The organism is Gephyromycinifex aptenodytis (assembly GCF_012277275.1).
GTDB classification, from domain to species: Bacteria; Actinomycetota; Actinomycetes; order Actinomycetales; family Dermatophilaceae; genus Gephyromycinifex; species Gephyromycinifex aptenodytis.
On sequence record NZ_CP051155.1, the window covers coordinates 2,203,969 to 2,218,505 of the forward strand.

Annotated in this window: 14 protein-coding genes; 7 read left to right on the top strand and 7 right to left on the bottom strand. The window is 66.8% G+C overall.

Translation table 11 applies throughout. The features are described from left to right. Positions 1-16: 16 nt before the first annotated feature. Positions 17-3,964 (top strand): AAA domain-containing protein, encoded by a 3,948-nt coding sequence (locus G9V96_RS09475; RefSeq protein ID WP_168582807.1) that lies wholly within the window; start codon positions 17-19, stop codon positions 3,962-3,964. A 95-nt stretch (positions 3,965-4,059) separates the two neighbouring features. Here G9V96_RS09475 and G9V96_RS09480 read toward each other — a convergent pair whose 3' ends face one another. Both G9V96_RS09480 and G9V96_RS09485 read right to left on the bottom strand, forming a co-directional pair. Beyond that, complete coding sequence (locus G9V96_RS09480; protein ID WP_168582808.1) at positions 4,060-5,025, bottom strand: Kiwa anti-phage protein KwaB-like domain-containing protein; 966 nt, start codon at positions 5,023-5,025, stop codon at positions 4,060-4,062. After that, a complete protein-coding gene (locus G9V96_RS09485; protein ID WP_168582809.1) occupies positions 5,022-5,546 on the bottom strand; it encodes a hypothetical protein in 525 nt (174 codons plus the stop codon). Before G9V96_RS09485 ends, G9V96_RS09480 begins: the two co-directional genes overlap by 4 nt. Positions 5,547-5,796: 250 nt before the next feature. Here G9V96_RS09485 and G9V96_RS09490 point away from each other — a divergent pair, with 250 nt between their 5' ends. The 6 genes from G9V96_RS09490 to G9V96_RS09515 all read left to right on the top strand — a co-directional run bounded on the left by G9V96_RS09490 (position 5,797) and on the right by G9V96_RS09515 (position 10,271). After that, on the top strand, positions 5,797-6,867 hold the full coding sequence (locus G9V96_RS09490) for an alkene reductase (RefSeq protein WP_168582810.1): 1,071 nt from the start codon (positions 5,797-5,799) through the stop codon (positions 6,865-6,867). A gap of 53 nt (positions 6,868-6,920) precedes the next feature. Continuing rightward, positions 6,921-7,361 (top strand): MarR family winged helix-turn-helix transcriptional regulator, encoded by a 441-nt coding sequence (locus tag G9V96_RS09495; RefSeq protein ID WP_226913256.1) that lies wholly within the window; start codon positions 6,921-6,923, stop codon positions 7,359-7,361. 139 nt (positions 7,362-7,500) lie between these two features. Next, positions 7,501-8,523 carry an NADP-dependent oxidoreductase gene (locus G9V96_RS09500; RefSeq protein ID WP_168582811.1) on the top strand — a complete coding sequence of 341 codons (1,023 nt, stop codon included), beginning with the start codon at positions 7,501-7,503 and terminating at the stop codon, positions 8,521-8,523. A gap of 163 nt (positions 8,524-8,686) precedes the next feature. Continuing rightward, on the top strand, positions 8,687-9,652 hold the full coding sequence (locus tag G9V96_RS09505) for an acyl-CoA thioesterase (RefSeq protein ID WP_168582812.1): 966 nt from the start codon (positions 8,687-8,689) through the stop codon (positions 9,650-9,652). A 107-nt stretch (positions 9,653-9,759) separates the two neighbouring features. After that, positions 9,760-9,969, top strand: coding sequence for a hypothetical protein (locus G9V96_RS09510; RefSeq protein ID WP_168582813.1), 210 nt, complete (start codon positions 9,760-9,762; stop codon positions 9,967-9,969). Then, complete coding sequence (locus G9V96_RS09515) at positions 9,966-10,271, top strand: hypothetical protein (RefSeq protein ID WP_168582814.1); 306 nt, start codon at positions 9,966-9,968, stop codon at positions 10,269-10,271. Before G9V96_RS09510 ends, G9V96_RS09515 begins: the two co-directional genes overlap by 4 nt. A 199-nt stretch (positions 10,272-10,470) precedes the next feature. On the opposite strand, the gene G9V96_RS09520 is transcribed toward G9V96_RS09515, so the two are convergent. From G9V96_RS09520 to G9V96_RS09545, 5 genes are all read right to left on the bottom strand, one after another. Further along, a complete protein-coding gene (locus G9V96_RS09520; protein ID WP_168582815.1) occupies positions 10,471-10,626 on the bottom strand; it encodes a hypothetical protein in 156 nt (51 codons plus the stop codon). 289 nt (positions 10,627-10,915) lie between these two features. Next, entirely contained in the window at positions 10,916-11,401 is a 486-nt protein-coding gene (locus tag G9V96_RS09530; protein ID WP_168582816.1) for an SRPBCC family protein, read from the bottom strand. A gap of 248 nt (positions 11,402-11,649) precedes the next feature. After that, a complete protein-coding gene (locus G9V96_RS09535) occupies positions 11,650-13,173 on the bottom strand; it encodes a long-chain-fatty-acid--CoA ligase (RefSeq protein WP_168582817.1) in 1,524 nt (507 codons plus the stop codon). A 462-nt stretch (positions 13,174-13,635) separates the two neighbouring features. Continuing rightward, complete coding sequence (locus tag G9V96_RS09540) at positions 13,636-13,797, bottom strand: hypothetical protein (RefSeq protein ID WP_168582818.1); 162 nt, start codon at positions 13,795-13,797, stop codon at positions 13,636-13,638. A 1-nt stretch (position 13,798) separates the two neighbouring features. Next, positions 13,799-14,377, bottom strand: coding sequence for a rhodanese-like domain-containing protein (locus G9V96_RS09545; protein ID WP_168582819.1), 579 nt, complete (start codon positions 14,375-14,377; stop codon positions 13,799-13,801). Positions 14,378-14,537: the final 160 nt, after the last annotated feature.

The following is a 14,537-nucleotide window of genomic DNA, read 5'->3' on the forward strand; positions in this document are numbered from 1 at the left end:
GACGAGTAGGGGTGCCATGTCGGGAAGTTCAAACGGTGACATCGTCACCGCGGCGGTAGCTGCCGTGACGCATGCCTTGGGCCCGGTTGTGGCCGCGGCTGCACCGCAGGACGTACCTGGAGGGTGGCCAGAGCTGTACCGCGGCAGCCTGGGAGTCACGAACGCTGCTGACCCGATGCAAGATCCGGTATTCCTGCTGCGTGTCGTCGCGGAGCACACCAGCGCTTTCTCCGTCGACGACCCCAACGCCTGCCGCCGGGTCGCCGGTCTGGCACGACAGCGGTTCGCCCGGGCGCTCAGCCACGGGGGGCTTGCTGAACCGGGCAAGCTCGTGGAATCCGTCGGGGAGCTCCTCCCCATGTTCGGGGTAGCTGTGCCGTCACCTCTTACAACGGCCCAGGGGCAGGCACCACGCGGCATCAAACCAGCAAGTGAGAGCACAGATCCGGACGGCCTCCCGGCTCCAGAAGTGATGGCGCGCTGGCAGGGCGACCTACTCGATTTGTCCCGGCGCAACCTGCTTATCTCTCTGGGCGAGCACGGGGTACGGGTATTGGTCGATGAGCCGGACCTGGCCGAGGTGGAGAACATCATGGCCGACGGTTTCGAGATCGTCGTGCGTGGCTGGGACGACCTCGACGATGTTGACCTTCAGGGCTTGGGCTGCGCCGACCTTCGCGTCGAAGGCCCCGCTGACCTGAACTCCCGGCTGCGCCGCTCCATGCTCAGTTCAGAGGGAACAGTATTCGCCGACCTCGCTGCGGCGCCCATGCATCAGGCGCTAACGAAGCTACGGAGGCGGGCCCAGATTGTTAACGAGGAATCAGGAGCGAGCCCGCTTTATCTGACAGTGGGAGCCTTGCGGGTGGGGGATCAGTTAGCACCGCTGTTCCTCATCCCCATCGTCATCGAGGGCGGTAGACGCGGCCCGTGGTCTATCCGAATGGAGGCGGGTTCGCAGCCTCGCCTCAACGAGTGTCTCGTGGAGTATCTGCGCCGAAGGGACGGTTTCGCCCCGGGCGCGCTTGTGCGTCCGCGGGCCGACCACGCAGGCATTGATGTCCCGTGGGTAATCGAGGACCTGCGACGTGCGCTCACTCGGCGGCGGTTTCCGTATGAGGTTGTGCCGGACATGCGCATCGTGGCGGTGCGGTACTCCACGATGCGCCTGTGGCGCGACTTGCGCAGCAATAGCGCTGCGCTTTCAGGCAACCCCCTTGTGCACCACCTCATGCAGGGCGACGGTCCGTTCGTGGATCCAGTCCCTGAACCCGTGTCTTCGCATCGCGATGAATATGAGTTGTCCCTGCCCATCCCTGTGGACGGGTCGCAGCTCCGCGCCGTGCGCTGGGCACATGAGGGCCGAACCTTTGTACTGCAGGGACCCCCTGGCACCGGCAAGTCTCAGACGATCGCCAACATCCTGGCTGATGCGGTGGCTTCCGGGCGCCGGGCACTCTTCGTCGCTGAAAAGGATGCGGCGCTCGAGGTCGTTCAACGCCGGCTGGCCGAGGCCGGGCTAGCGCAGCGGTGCTTGGATCTGCGCGCCTCAGATCTGACAGTTGCAAGTATGCGTGAGCACCTGGCTCAGGCGTTGTCCCGACACCCAAGCAATGCTGGTGTGGGCTCGGAAGGGCTCCGGCGCCGGCACCGCCTGCACGTTGACCGTCTGGCGGCGCACCCAGCCGCCCTACTCAACGAGGAGGTGGACAGTTCTGCCTTCGATGGCCAGCTACGCGCACGACAGGTGGCGGCCTACCGGGAATCTGCACAAGCACTTCGGCAGTCGCTGTCCGAAGTTATCAACGGGGTTGGTTTACCCGATCCGGGGCACGACTGGCGAGGGAGCGATCCCCTCTCCCGTTTGCGTCGAGAGCTACGGGTTGCGAACTCTGACAGCGTCCGTGACTTCCTCGCCACCCACACCGACGCGGCTCTATCTGTGACCCCATGTGTTTTGGCGAGTCCCTCCGCAGTCTCACAGCACCTCCCGGCCAGTGGCGCACTGTTTGACCTCGTTGTCTTCGATGAGGCCTCCCAGATAAGGGTTGAGGCGGCGGTCGGCGCGATGGGGCGCGGGAAGGCTGTCGTGATCGTCGGTGATCCGCAACAGATGCCTCCTTCCAGCGCTATCACCGCAGACAACGCCGAGGAAGACGACCTGCAAGAAGAGTCGATCCTGCTGGAAGCGGTACGGGCTGGAGTCCCAGTGCTGTCGTTGTCCTGGCACTATCGCAGCCGCTCTGAGGGATTGGTGGCGTTCTCCAACTCGCGCTACTACGACGGTCAGCTGGCGAGTTTCCCCACTCCACCAAGCGAAGGAGTCGAGTCCGGCGTCACCTTTCGTCGGGTGCCGGGCCGGTACGAAAAAACCCGCGGGTCGAAGACCAAGATGAATCGCGTCGAGGCCGAGTACGTCTTCCACGAGATCGAGCGGCTGCTCGGCGAGGACCCGCGGGCGTCGATCGGTGTTGTCACCTTCAACGCTGCGCAATGTGATGCAATTCTTGATCTCCTCGAAGACAGCCCGTCCCCTTTGGTAGCTGAGGCACTTGAGCGAGAGCGAGAACCGCTGATCGTCAAGGCACTTGAGCATATCCAAGGTGACGAACGCGATCACATCCTCTTCTCCTTGACGCATTCGCTGGATGAATCCGGGCGGCTACCCTCGAACTTCGGCTTGCTGTCACGCGCCGGTGGTGAGCGACGACTCAACGTGGCCATCACCCGGGCGCGCAAGCGGAACGTTTTCTTCGCCTCCTTCGACCCCACGGACATCGACCGCTCCAGTCGAGTCTCGAAGGGACCCGCTCATCTGCGGGAGTACTTGCTGGCGGCCGAGCATGGGCAGCAACCGGTTGCGGCTCGGGCCGCAGCGCCTGAGCCGTGCCGGGCCGATCTTGCCCGGCGTCTGCGCTCCCAGGGGCTGACCGTGCGTGAGGACGTGGGATTGTCGTTGTTCAAGGTCGATCTGGCGGTTCGTCGCGAGGGCCGACTATGGGTGGCGGTGATCCTCGACACCACTGAGTGGGCGGAGCGCCCCTCGGTTGCAGATCGCGATGACGTTCCCTACACCGTTCTTCGGGACTATATGGGTTGGGGCGCAGTCCACCAGGTGTATCGCAATGAGTGGCAAGGCTCCCCGGAGGCTATTGCCGAAACGATCGCTTCATTGGCTGCTGGCTTGCCACTGGAGCCTAAGAGCGTGCACTCACCTGACCCGCCGGCCGGGAATCCACCCACACCCGGCACAGCGACACCTACGCGAGCAGCCGCAGCCGCAGCCGCTGTCCAGCAACAACGGGCGGTTCAGCAGGTGACCGAATCGGTCGCAGTCGGTGGCGTGGTGGTGAGCCGGTTCCGACCCGCACATGAAGAATTCCGCGGACCTAAGGCGGTCATTGAAAGATTGCCCGACCGGGTATGTGTTACGCGCGTTGGAGCGCAATGGCGAGATGTAGCTGCGGCCGAAGGGCCGGTAGCTATCGGGCGCGCAGCGACGATCATCGCGCGGCGCTTTGGCATGAGTCGACTGCACCCCGCCCGGCGGAAAATGATCGTGGCGGCCATACCGAAAGACCTACCCCGCACCCGCGTCGGCGGTGAGGTGTTCATCTGGCCAAGCGACGTGGATCCGCAGTCGTATCAAGGCGTTCGCACCAGCGATCGACCGCACCGCAGGGTCCATGAGATCTCACCCGAAGAGATCGCTAACGCTTTTCGTCTCGCGCTCGCTGAGAACAGTGGCCGCTGCACTCAAGGTGAGCTGCTCCGAAGCGTGAGCATGACATTCGGCTTCGGACGCCTGGGGCATGTTGTGCAAGCAGGTCTCGTCAAAGCCCTGGAGACGCGCCTTATCCGCCCAGGAGTTGTGAATCGTGTCGGGGAGGAGATTTACGCCGTTGCTACCCCCAGCAAAATTGACTCTGTGTGGGCACATCAGCCACTTGTAAGACAGGGATAGCCCAGCTTCAAAGCTCCGGCGGGCCTGCCTCGCCCCACTGCCCGTCTGTTCCGACTACTGCCCTGGCCCTGCGCGATCGTGATCAGGGATGACCCTCACTCGGCCTGCACTCGTTGTTTGGAGCCGGCTTCGTAGCGTCGGTTGGTCAGGTAGCTGTGTAGGTAGTCGTCGGCGAGTAGACGCGGGATTTGGTGGCGGTGTTGGGGTGAGGGGTCAAAGGCGAGGACTGTCCGGCCCTGCACCTGCGCCAGGGGGATGTTGTAGTCCGGGTAGGCCTGGACGAAGGTGACGAGTTTGTCGGTGGTCAGGTTCGCCCTGTAGTCGGGGTCGTTCTCGATGAGACGGGCGATCGCCGCCATCTTGGCGCGCATGGTTGGGTCGTCCATCACGGCCGCTTCCAGGTCGGGGTAGCCGTCGATGGCGATGTCTTTCGTCACCTGCTTCAAGGTCTTTCTCGCCATGTGGCGGGCTTTGCGGTCGGCCTGCAGTTTGGTATGGATCAGCGACACGGTCGTGAACAGGGCGTGGCCGCCGCAGGTGTACACGTCGAATCGCGGCTCGTAGTAAAGGATGTCGCCGTCAACCCGGCGGTAGACGCCGTCGCGGGGCAGCAGCGGGATCGCGCGGGCGCGGCGGGTCGCGATCCCGGGGCCTTTCATCCGGTAGGCGACGATCCGAGCCGCACCAGACCCGATGATGTGCGCCATCGCCAGCACCGAAGCGCTTTCGCTGTCACCGGTGTCGAAGCCGACGTCGCCGCCGCGCACCACTTCATCCAGGGCCGCCAACTCCGGGATGTCTTCCAGCGCCTCGACGAGCACTTGGCCGGAGTCCGTCTGGTAGGAGGGGTCGTAGGCCAGGAACTGTTTCTCGGCGAGCGCCGCTGCCGCGCCCGCCACGTCGCTGGCGACCTCGGCCGCCAGTCCGTTGTCGAGGTCGAACCGCGTCACCTGCGCGTCGGCCAGCGTGCCGCCCCGGATGACGAAGTTGCCGGCCACGGCAGCTGCCGACTGTTTCTCGCTGGCCGCAGCCAGGAGTTCCCGCGCCTTCTCGGTGTTCACCTGGTCCTCCCCAGTTGGATCGCGACGCCCTCACCGAGGTGACGCCATTCCACCTCGCCCTGCTGGGGGATCCGGTGGCGTTTGGTGAGCAGCATCGTGATGGCGCCACTGTCTTCGGTGACTTCGTACAGCCGGTAGCCGAGCAGCGCCAAGGTGGGATTGAGGTGGTAGAGCCCGGCCCGCACATAGATCAGGGACATCAGGGCCAGCAACGCCAGGGTCGCCCACAGTGTGGTGGCCGGTGTCGGGCCGAACAGGGCGACGACGATCGGCATCAAGTACGTCGAGGTGAAGCCGATAACGCTCTCATCGGCGCGCTTCACCCCGGCGGTCTGGACGCGGTGCACCTGGACCTGCGCTAGCGAACGCAGCACCACCAGCAGCAGCCCGGCCGCCGCGACACAGCCCGCCAACAAGACCCACCCAACACGCCCCAGATCCTCCAGGCGAAGCAGCGTGAGGATGAAGACAAGCGGAGCGAAGGCCGAGCACAACAGCCCCGCACCCACCACCTGTTTCATGCGCCGATCCTAGGGTGGCCCACCGACAGCAGGACCGCCATCACGACACCGGTTCCCTTGACTGCCTGGCGCGCCCGCACCGGGGATCCGGTACCCCCGACAGCCGCGACGGGGTGACTGATCGGCATCCGGCCACTCAACCGGCCCATGATCGAAGGCCCCCAAACAGCGCTGCGCAGTCATCTAGTTTGTGCCCCAACTATTTGTGTGCGAATGTTCGAGCATCAGCCGCCCACCCCAGGGAGTGCACGTGAGTACTTTGTTCAGCCCGCTGCGCGTCGGAGCCTTCGAGGCTCCCAACCGCATCGTCATGGCCCCGCTCACCCGCAACCGTGCAGGTGAGGGGATGGCGCCCACCGAGCTCAACGCCGAGTACTACGCGCAGCGAGCGGGCGCCGGATTCATCGTCGCTGAGGGCACCCAGCCCAGCGCCGTTGGTCAGGGCTACCTGAACACTCCCGGGATTCATTCACCCGAACAGGTCGCCGGGTGGCGCCTGGTCGCTGACGCGGTGCACAAACGCGGCGGACGGATCGTCGTGCAACTCATGCACGCCGGGCGCATCGCCCACCCCGACAACAAGGGCGGCCTGGAATCAGTGGCGCCCAGCGCTATCGCCGCCCCAGGCACGATCATGACCCGGGGCGGTGCGCAGCCGATGCCGACACCACGAGCGCTGAAGACCGAGGAGCTTGCTGGCATTGTCGAGGACTTCGTGCACGCTGCTCGCTGTGCCCGCCAAGCCGGGCTCGACGGGGTGGAGATCCACGCCGCCAACGGATACCTGCTGCACCAGTTCCTCGCGCCGACGTCCAACGAACGCGACGATGACTACGGCGGCAGCCCGCAGGCGCGGGCGCGGCTCGTCGTCGAGGTCGCCCGTGCCGTCGCGGAAGAGATCGGGGCCGACCGGGTCGGCATCCGCATCTCACCGGAGCACAACATAAAGGGCGCCCTTGAAACCGACCCCGAAGAGACCCTGGCGACGTATACGGCCCTGGTGGAGGGCATCGCCCCGCTCGGACTGGCTTACCTGAGCATCTTGGCCGACCCTGCCTCGCGTCTGACCGCGGACCTGCGGCGTCGCTTCCGCGGCAATGTCGTCCTGAACTCCGGTTTCGGCACGGTGACCAGCCGCGAGGAAGCCTCACTGCTGGTCGCGAGCGGCCTGGCAGACCTGGTGGCCGTCGGCCGACCGTTCCTGGCCAACCCGGACCTGGCGCGCCGCTGGGAGCTCGGCGCTGACCTCAACGAACCGGACCCGGCAACGTTCTACGGCGGCGGGGCCCGCGGCTACACCGACTACCCGGCGCTGGGCTGACAGCTGTGGCTGGGGCAGCAAACGGTGAGACTCGACACGGGCGCAATCCGGTGGTGACCGGCACGCCCGCACTCGAGAAGCAGCTCTGTTTCGCGCTGTACGCCGCTTCCCGAGCAATGACGAACGCCTACCGGCCCAGCCTGGCGAAGCTGGGGTTGACCTACCCGCAGTTCGTCACGCTGCTCGTGCTGTGGGAACACGACGGGATGTGCGTGGCGGATCTGGCGACCCGGCTCTACCTGGACGCCAGCACGCTGTCCCCCCTGCTCAAACGCCTGCAGGCGATGGGACTCATCGAGCGGCGACGCTGCAGCAGCGACGAACGGCGGGTCACGATCCACCTCACCGACGACGGCTTCGCCCTGGCTGGCCCCGCCACCCAAGCCCAGCGTGACGTCGCCTGCAAACTCAACCTCAACGACGAGGAAGCGGCCACGCTGCGTTCCCTGACTGGGCGGCTCCTGCAGGCCTACGGCCCCACCACAACCGAATAACGACACCGACTGCCCACGTCAGCGGGCGCGGGCTGGCGTGGCGATGCTGAGGTGCCCCGGCACCGCTTCGACTAGCCGCGCGTATTGCCACCCGCCCGCGAGCCTCGCCCGCGAGGCTCGACCTCACAGGAGAGAACACATGACGCAGAACAAGACCGTCCCGACCCGTACCCGCGAAATCCACCTGGCTTCGCGCCCGCACGGAGCCCCCGGCCCGGAGAACTTCCGGCTCGTGCACACCGACCTACCTGAGCTCGCACCGGGCCAGGTGCTCGTGGCCAACACGGTGATGTCGGTGGATCCGTACATGCGCGGACGGATGAACGACGCCAAGTCGTATGTGCCGCCGTTTCAGGTCGGTGCGCCGCTGGATGGTGGCGCGGTCGGCACAGTGATCGCTTCCCGCAGTGAGGAGGTCCCGGTCGGGGCGAGCGTGCTGCACGCGTTGGGGTGGCGTGAGCACGCTGTGCTGCCTGCGGCTTCGGTGCGCGCCGTGGACACCAGCCAGGTCGCGGACAGCGCCTACCTGGGGGTTCTCGGGATGCCGGGGATGACGGCCTACGCGGGGTTGTTGTACGCCGCCGAGATGGTGCCCGGTGACGTCGTTTTCGTCTCTGGTGCTGCCGGAGCTGTCGGGTCGCTGGTAGGGCAGATCGCCCGCTTGAGCGGCGCCTCACGAGTCATCGGTTCGGCTGGTTCTCCGGAGAAGGTTGCTCGCCTGCGTGAGCTGGGGTTCGACGCCGCGCTCAACTACCGCGACGGTTCACTGAGTGAGCAGCTCGGCGCGGCAGCCCCCGACGGGATCGACGTGTATTTCGACAACGTCGGCGGGGACCACCTGGAGGCCGCCATCACCCACCTGCGCACCGACGGGCGCGTCGCGATGTGCGGAGCGATCTCGCAGTACAACGCCACCGAACCGACTTGCGCGCCACGCAACCTGGCGCTCGCCATCGGTAAACGCCTCACCTTGCGCGGCTTCATCGTCGGCAAGTACGCCGAGCAGGTGCGCCCCGAGTTCACCGCGCGCGTGGGCGCCTGGCTCACGCAGGGCGAGATCCAGTGGGATGAAACCGTCCGCGACGGCCTGCAGTCCGCACCCCAGGCCTTCATCGACATGCTGGCCGGCGCTAACACCGGCAAGATGCTCGTCCGCCTCTAAGCGGCCGGCCCGTGGTGGGCGGCCTTGGCGGCGGTGAGGGGTTTCTGGACAGCCAGCCGACCTGGACAACCAGCTGACGGCTCTGATCGCCACTGCAGCACCGGCGTCGTGGCGGCGACCATCTCGCCGTTGGTTTCACGGGAAACATGACAGGCTGGCCGGCATGTCGACGGATCGCTCTGAGATCACCCTCCGCTTTCTCGCATCCCCGACCGACGCAGGCCAGTCCGGTGTCGTCAGTGCCGGCCGCGTCCTTGAGTGGATCGACAAAGCCGGGTACGCGGTTGCGGCCCGCTGGAGTGGCACCTACGCGGTCACTGCCTACGTCGGCAACATCCGGTTCTCCCGCCCGATCGAGGTGGGGCATCTCGTCGAGGTGCGGGCGCGGGTCATCCACACGGGCCGATCGTCGATGCACATCCTTGTCGAGGCGTTCAGCGGTCCGCCGAGCACGGGCGCGCTCGAGGCGGCGTCACACTGCCTCATCCTGTTCGTGTCGGTGGACGACTCTGGCCGATCACAGGCTGTGCGGCCGCTGGTCCCGACGGACGAAGCGGGTCGTCTCCTTCAGGCGTGGGCTCGGCGCCGGGCCGAGGTGCGCGCCGAGATCGAGGCCGCGATGAAGCAGCAGGTGTACTCGGATGCGGGAACCGCCCCCGTCATCACGATGCGGTTTCTCGCTGCGCCGACCGACGTCAACTGGGGCGGCAAGGTGCACGGCGGGATTGTCATGCGCTGGATCGACGAGGCCGCCCACGTGCTCGCGACGTCATGGTCGGGCAACCCGGCCAACGTCGCGATCTTCACCGGCGGTGTGCGCTTCTACCGGCCTCTGCGCATCGGGCACGTCGTCGAGGTGGAAGCGCGTCTGCTGCACACGGGGCGCACGTCGATGCACATCGGTGTGCATGTGCGCTCCGGTGATCCGGCGAACGGCGAGATGGAACTGACAACGTACTGCCGCACGGTGTTCGTCGGGATTGACGAGCAGCGTCGCGCCGTGCCCACGCGCACATGGACGCCGGTGTCCGAGGAGGACATCGCCCTGGACGCGCACGCCCTGGACCTCACCGCCATCCGCGCCCGGCATGAGGGACCTGCAGAGCAGGAGGCCTCGCCGGGGCGGTGACTCCAGGCGACGCCGCCGGATATACCTCCGAGCCGAGCCTCTGCTCACTCGTGCCGCAGCTTCAGCGGCGCAGGGCCCGGTCAGCGTCCACCGATGTGGTCGGGCAGATGACGGACTACCTGGCCAAGTACTCGGACCCGTGCGTGATCGCTGTCCGGCACACCCCTCACGACGAGGGGGAAGCGATCGGCATGCGGGCCGCCAGCCTCACCGCGCTGCTCGCCGCCCTGGGTGGGTTGGCCGCCGACCAGATCGCAGACGACCCGCACCGCGCAAACGCTAGTCCGCAGGGATCAAGCTCCCCGCGACCCACATGATGGTCCTAGAGAAGCAGGGCCGTCGCGAAGACACTGCCCGCGACCAGCACACCGTCAAAGACGCCCGCAGAGCGGGACTGATCGACCGTCACTACCAGGTGAAGCACGTCTCACCCACCGTCGAGCACCTTCTATGGCTCCCCGACCTGGTCAGCCACACCTACCGCCGCTACATCACCCACGGTGAAGACCTCGTCACCCGACTCGACGCCCAGACTGTCACCATCGACCTGCCCGGAACAAAGAGCGACCCCCTGGGTGCCGCAGCATATGTCCAGGGGGTAAGCCGACTGTTCCGCTAGGAAGGGTCGGTCTCTACTCACCGCTAGTCGCTCTCAACGTCCGCCCCGACGCAACCTCCATCGCGGTGCCACCTCACCTCATACGAGGCCCGCCACCGTATCTCACCGAGGACGGGGCAGACCCAGCAGCGTAATGCGTAGGGCCCGGGTGGTAGGGGTGACGCAAGCGTGCGGTCGCGGGGCGTCTAAAGGTCGCCCGTCAGCCTTCCTGGCCCGAACGGTTTGTCGCCTGCTCCAGGGCGCGGTGGAACTCGTCATGCTGGCGCTCGTGTGCCTTCGAGACGACCGCTCCACATCGCGTGCACACTCGCATGTCGTTGCGGGGGAAGCCTGCATAGTCACCGTTCTCATCCATGCGGTTGAGTCTTCCATCCAGGCCCACGGCTGGGTAGGCCTTGCTCTATCTGGTTGGAGAACTGACTAGACGGCCATTGCGACTACCTGAATAGTCAGCCGCGCTGGCTCTCTGGCGTGTTCGAAGTCGAACTCCTCCAATGACTTACGGGCGGGGAAGCGGGCGGCGCGGATGCGGCCTTCCCCGCCGTGGGCTTCCCGGGCAGCGACCTTCCGTTGCAGCTCACAGCTGGTCCCCTCGGCCCTGCTGCTGGCGGCGTGGGCGGCCCGGGATGCGTCGCGCCTGGTCTTCACCTGCTCGGCCCCGATGCTGAGAGGTCGGCGGAGACCAGCCGGCGTAGGGCGAACGACATGACGGGCAGGTAGGGCAGCACCACGAGGCGGGGTCCGGTGATCTCGACCTGGGTGGTGCATCCCGGCTGCACCTGCGAGCGCCCGGGCCCAGCATCGGCGAGCGACCCCGGGTCGAGAACGCGGTGCACGAGGTGCAGGACGATCGGGCCCAGCCGAACCGTCCACGACCAGCGCCGGCGGGCAGCATCCACCTCGTCGACAACGAAAGAGGCGCGGACGACGCCGGCGGCCGTGACACTTCCGGTCGTGCCGGGGTGGATGGTCGGCTCGCTCGCGTTCACTGCGGTGAGGTGGGGCGCCCAGCTCGTCCAACGAGACGGGACGACGTACCGGTCCCACACCTCGTCGGCCGCAACGGGACCCTGCTCAGTCAACGAGGCGGTGAACCGGGACCGATGAGTGTGTGGTGCGGGGATGTGCATGACGCTCTCCTCGTTCGAACGGAGGCTCCGTCGCTGCGGGTCAGCCTTGCAGCGTGAAGGGTGCGGCGATGAGGGCGGGCTTGGCCGAGCAGACGAGCGAGGCGGCGGCCGTCGGTGTCGAGCCCGAAGGCGTCATGACCCTGGATCACCGGACCGGACTTTCTTGTCTGCTCACTTCTGCCGCGGATTCAGCAGCGCAGGGGTTCGCCGCGTCAGCGTGCAGGAATCGGGCGCTGGGCAGGTCCCGGTCAGCGTCCACCGATGTGCTCGGGGATCTCGATCTCGCGTTTGACGATCTTATTGGTGCCGCCCTTGGGTAGGGACTGCGGGAACCAGATCGCGCGGGGCACCTTGAACCCGGCCAGCTGGGCTTTGATGTGGGCGCGCAACTCCGCCTCGCTCGCCTCCTGGCCCTCCTTGAGGACGACGGCGGCCACCACGATCTCACCGCGGCGCAGGTCGGGGACGCCGAGGACGGCGCATTCCGCGACGGCAGGATGCTCGTACAGCACCTCTTCCACCTCCCGGGGGTAGACGTTCTCACCGCCGACGATGACGAGGTCTTTCTTGCGGTCGACGATGGTGAGGAATCCGTCCTCGTCAAGGGTGCCCAGGTCACCGGTGCGCAGCCAGCCCTCTTCGGAGAGCACCGCCGCGGTCGCCTCGGGCGCCCTCCAGTAGCCGCGCATGACGTTGTGGCCGCGGATCGCGACCTCGCCGACCGTGCCGATGCCCACCTCGGCGCCGGTCTCGGGGTCGAGGATGCGCAGTTCGACCCCGGGCAGCGCTGGTCCCACGGTGCCGGGACGACGGCGACCCGGAACGTTGAGCGTCGCCGTCGGGGAGGTCTCCGACAGCCCGTAACCCTCGAGCATGACGACGCCGAAGTGCTCCTCGATCTGATGCAGCAGCTCGACCGGCAGCGGGGCGCCGCTGGAGATGGTCATGCGCAGGGAGCTCAGGTCGAACTCCTGACCGGCGCGGGTGAGCATCTGCAGCAGAGCGGCGTACATGCCCGGGACGGCGAGGAACACTGTGACGTGCTTGCTGCCGACGACGGCCAGCGCCTCACGCGGGTTGAACTGCGGGAGCAGCACCACGTGACTGCCTGAGAGCAGCGGCAGGTTGAGGCAGCAGGTCTGGCCGAAGGAGTGGAACAGGGGCAGCGCACCGAGCAGGACGTCGCGGTCGTTCATGTCCACGAGCCCCTGGTCAACGCGGGCGTTGGTGACGAGGTTGTCGTGGGTGAGCATGGCGCCCTTGGGTTCTCCGGTGGTGCCGGAGGTGTAGAGCAGCACCGCGACGTCGTCATCCTGTTGCGGCACCGCGGCGCCGCGGGCCGGGTCGACGGCCGCGTCCTGCGCTGGGGGGAAGGCCTGGGCGAAGGTGGCGGCATCGATGCTGCAGAGTTCGACACCGGCGGTCTCGGCGGCGTTCTCGACCGAGGTCAACCCCGCCCAGGCGACGACGAGCATCGGGTCCGCGTCCTTGAGGAGCGTGACGATCTCGTGTGGTCGCAGCATCGGGTTGAACGGAACGACGATGCCGCCGGCGCGCGTGATGCCGTAATAGAGATAGGCGAATTCGATGACGTTCGGCAGGGCCAGCGCGACCCGGTCACCGGGTTGCAGACCTTTCGCCGCGAGCGCGGCGGCGACGTCGACGGTGCGGCGCACGAGCTCGGAGTATGAGACCTCCCGGCGGCTGTCACTGAGGGCGATGGCGTCGCCAAACCTGGTGACGCTCTCGGTGAGCATGTCTGTGAGGGTCATGGCGCTCCTTGGGGCCGCGGCGATCCGTTCTCCGAGTCTCCACTACCGGGCTTGCCAAGGTGGTGCTATTCGTGAGCAACGTCACGGGACCGAATGGCTATTACCGGCACAATCCCATGGCTCGAAACCGTTCGCGACGGCCTGGACCCCGCGCCCAGGCTTTCCTCGACATCCTCAGCGGCGCCAACACCGCAAAGAGGTCGTCCGCATCTAAGGCGGCAGGCTAGCGGACGCAGGTCGGCGGCCCTGGTGGATGTCACGGGGTGCGTGCACGTTGCGCCGGACCTTTGATCGCCACCGCATCATCGGCGTCTTGTCAGTGCTCGCCACGAACCTCGCGGCAGCACGTCCGCGATACGTCGCGGAGAACGCTCGAAGCCCAAGACCAGCAGCGATCCGCCGCACCCATTGTCGACAACAGCGCCGGTGGGCCACCCCGAAGAGCGCCCCACCGGGTCTGCTTTATCGGCCCAGGAGACGGGCGAAGAAGCCCTTCTTCTCTTGGTCGGGGTGGCCGGGACACCACTGAGCGGCGGGGACGCCTACTTTGACCTGGTCGACGTGCTGACCGCAGCCGGCCCAGGTGGTTTTACCGCAGGTGCGGCAGGTGACTGCGCGGCACATGTCAGGCTCCCTTCGAGGCTAGAGCGGCGGTAGCTTGCGCCAAGGACGGCGTGCCGCGGGTGTTCCACGGCGCCTTCGCCAAAGCGGAGGCCATCGCGCAGGTGCCGCTGGCACCGGAGTAGAGCAGCCCCGCGCCGATACCACCGGCCAGCCACTTCGCCTTCGGGACCACCGTCGAGGCCAGAACCCCAGTCAACGCGAGCGCGCCGGCCGTTGCTCGCACCTGGCGGTCCATCGCCCAGGTTCGGCCGTTGCCCTGCGTCACCTCTCCACCCCTCTCGGCCCAGCTGCTGATGCCTCCGACCAGCACGTGGATCCGCTCGCCCAAGTTCGGCGCGAGAAGGTCCGCTGCCTGGGTGGCGCGATTGTCGGTGCGGCACACGAGCAGCACCTCGCCGGTGGCAGCACGAGCGATCTGCTCGGCGTGCTGCTGCACGAGGTCCAGGGGAATGTTCACCGAACCCGCCAAGTGCTCGGCGGCGAACTCAGCCGGGGTGCGCACGTCCACGATCGTGGGCGCGTCAGCCTGTGTGAGCCAGATACGGGCCTGTTCGGAGGTGATTCTCTTGGGCTGCGTCATTGAGGGACTGTCCTCTCGGTGGGGGGTCAGGTGAGTCGGGGCCCGGCCTCCCGGGCGTCGTCGAAGGAGTCATCGATGGCGACCACGTGCCGTCCGACGGCACGGAACGTGGCTACCGAACAGTGCTTTTCGGTGGTCAGCACTCCGGTCAATATACCCC

What these genes read in the sequence shown, in the direction of transcription:
- G9V96_RS09505 (WP_168582812.1), top strand. Translation starts at nt 8,687, where the DNA reads ATGTCGACGGATCGCTCTGAGATCACCCTCCGCTTTCTCGCATCCCCG.
- G9V96_RS09510 (WP_168582813.1), top strand. Translation starts at nt 9,760, where the DNA reads ATGACGGACTACCTGGCCAAGTACTCGGACCCGTGCGTGATCGCTGTC.
- G9V96_RS09530 (WP_168582816.1), bottom strand. Translation starts at nt 11,401, where the DNA reads ATGCACATCCCCGCACCACACACTCATCGGTCCCGGTTCACCGCCTCG.
- G9V96_RS09535 (WP_168582817.1), bottom strand. Translation starts at nt 13,173, where the DNA reads ATGACCCTCACAGACATGCTCACCGAGAGCGTCACCAGGTTTGGCGAC.
- G9V96_RS09540 (WP_168582818.1), bottom strand. Translation starts at nt 13,797, where the DNA reads ATGTGCCGCGCAGTCACCTGCCGCACCTGCGGTAAAACCACCTGGGCC.
- G9V96_RS09520 (WP_168582815.1), bottom strand. Translation starts at nt 10,626, where the DNA reads ATGGATGAGAACGGTGACTATGCAGGCTTCCCCCGCAACGACATGCGA.
- G9V96_RS09485 (WP_168582809.1), bottom strand. Translation starts at nt 5,546, where the DNA reads ATGAAACAGGTGGTGGGTGCGGGGCTGTTGTGCTCGGCCTTCGCTCCG.
- G9V96_RS09475 (WP_168582807.1), top strand. Translation starts at nt 17, where the DNA reads ATGTCGGGAAGTTCAAACGGTGACATCGTCACCGCGGCGGTAGCTGCC.
- G9V96_RS09500 (WP_168582811.1), top strand. Translation starts at nt 7,501, where the DNA reads ATGACGCAGAACAAGACCGTCCCGACCCGTACCCGCGAAATCCACCTG.
- G9V96_RS09515 (WP_168582814.1), top strand. Translation starts at nt 9,966, where the DNA reads ATGATGGTCCTAGAGAAGCAGGGCCGTCGCGAAGACACTGCCCGCGAC.
- G9V96_RS09545 (WP_168582819.1), bottom strand. Translation starts at nt 14,377, where the DNA reads ATGACGCAGCCCAAGAGAATCACCTCCGAACAGGCCCGTATCTGGCTC.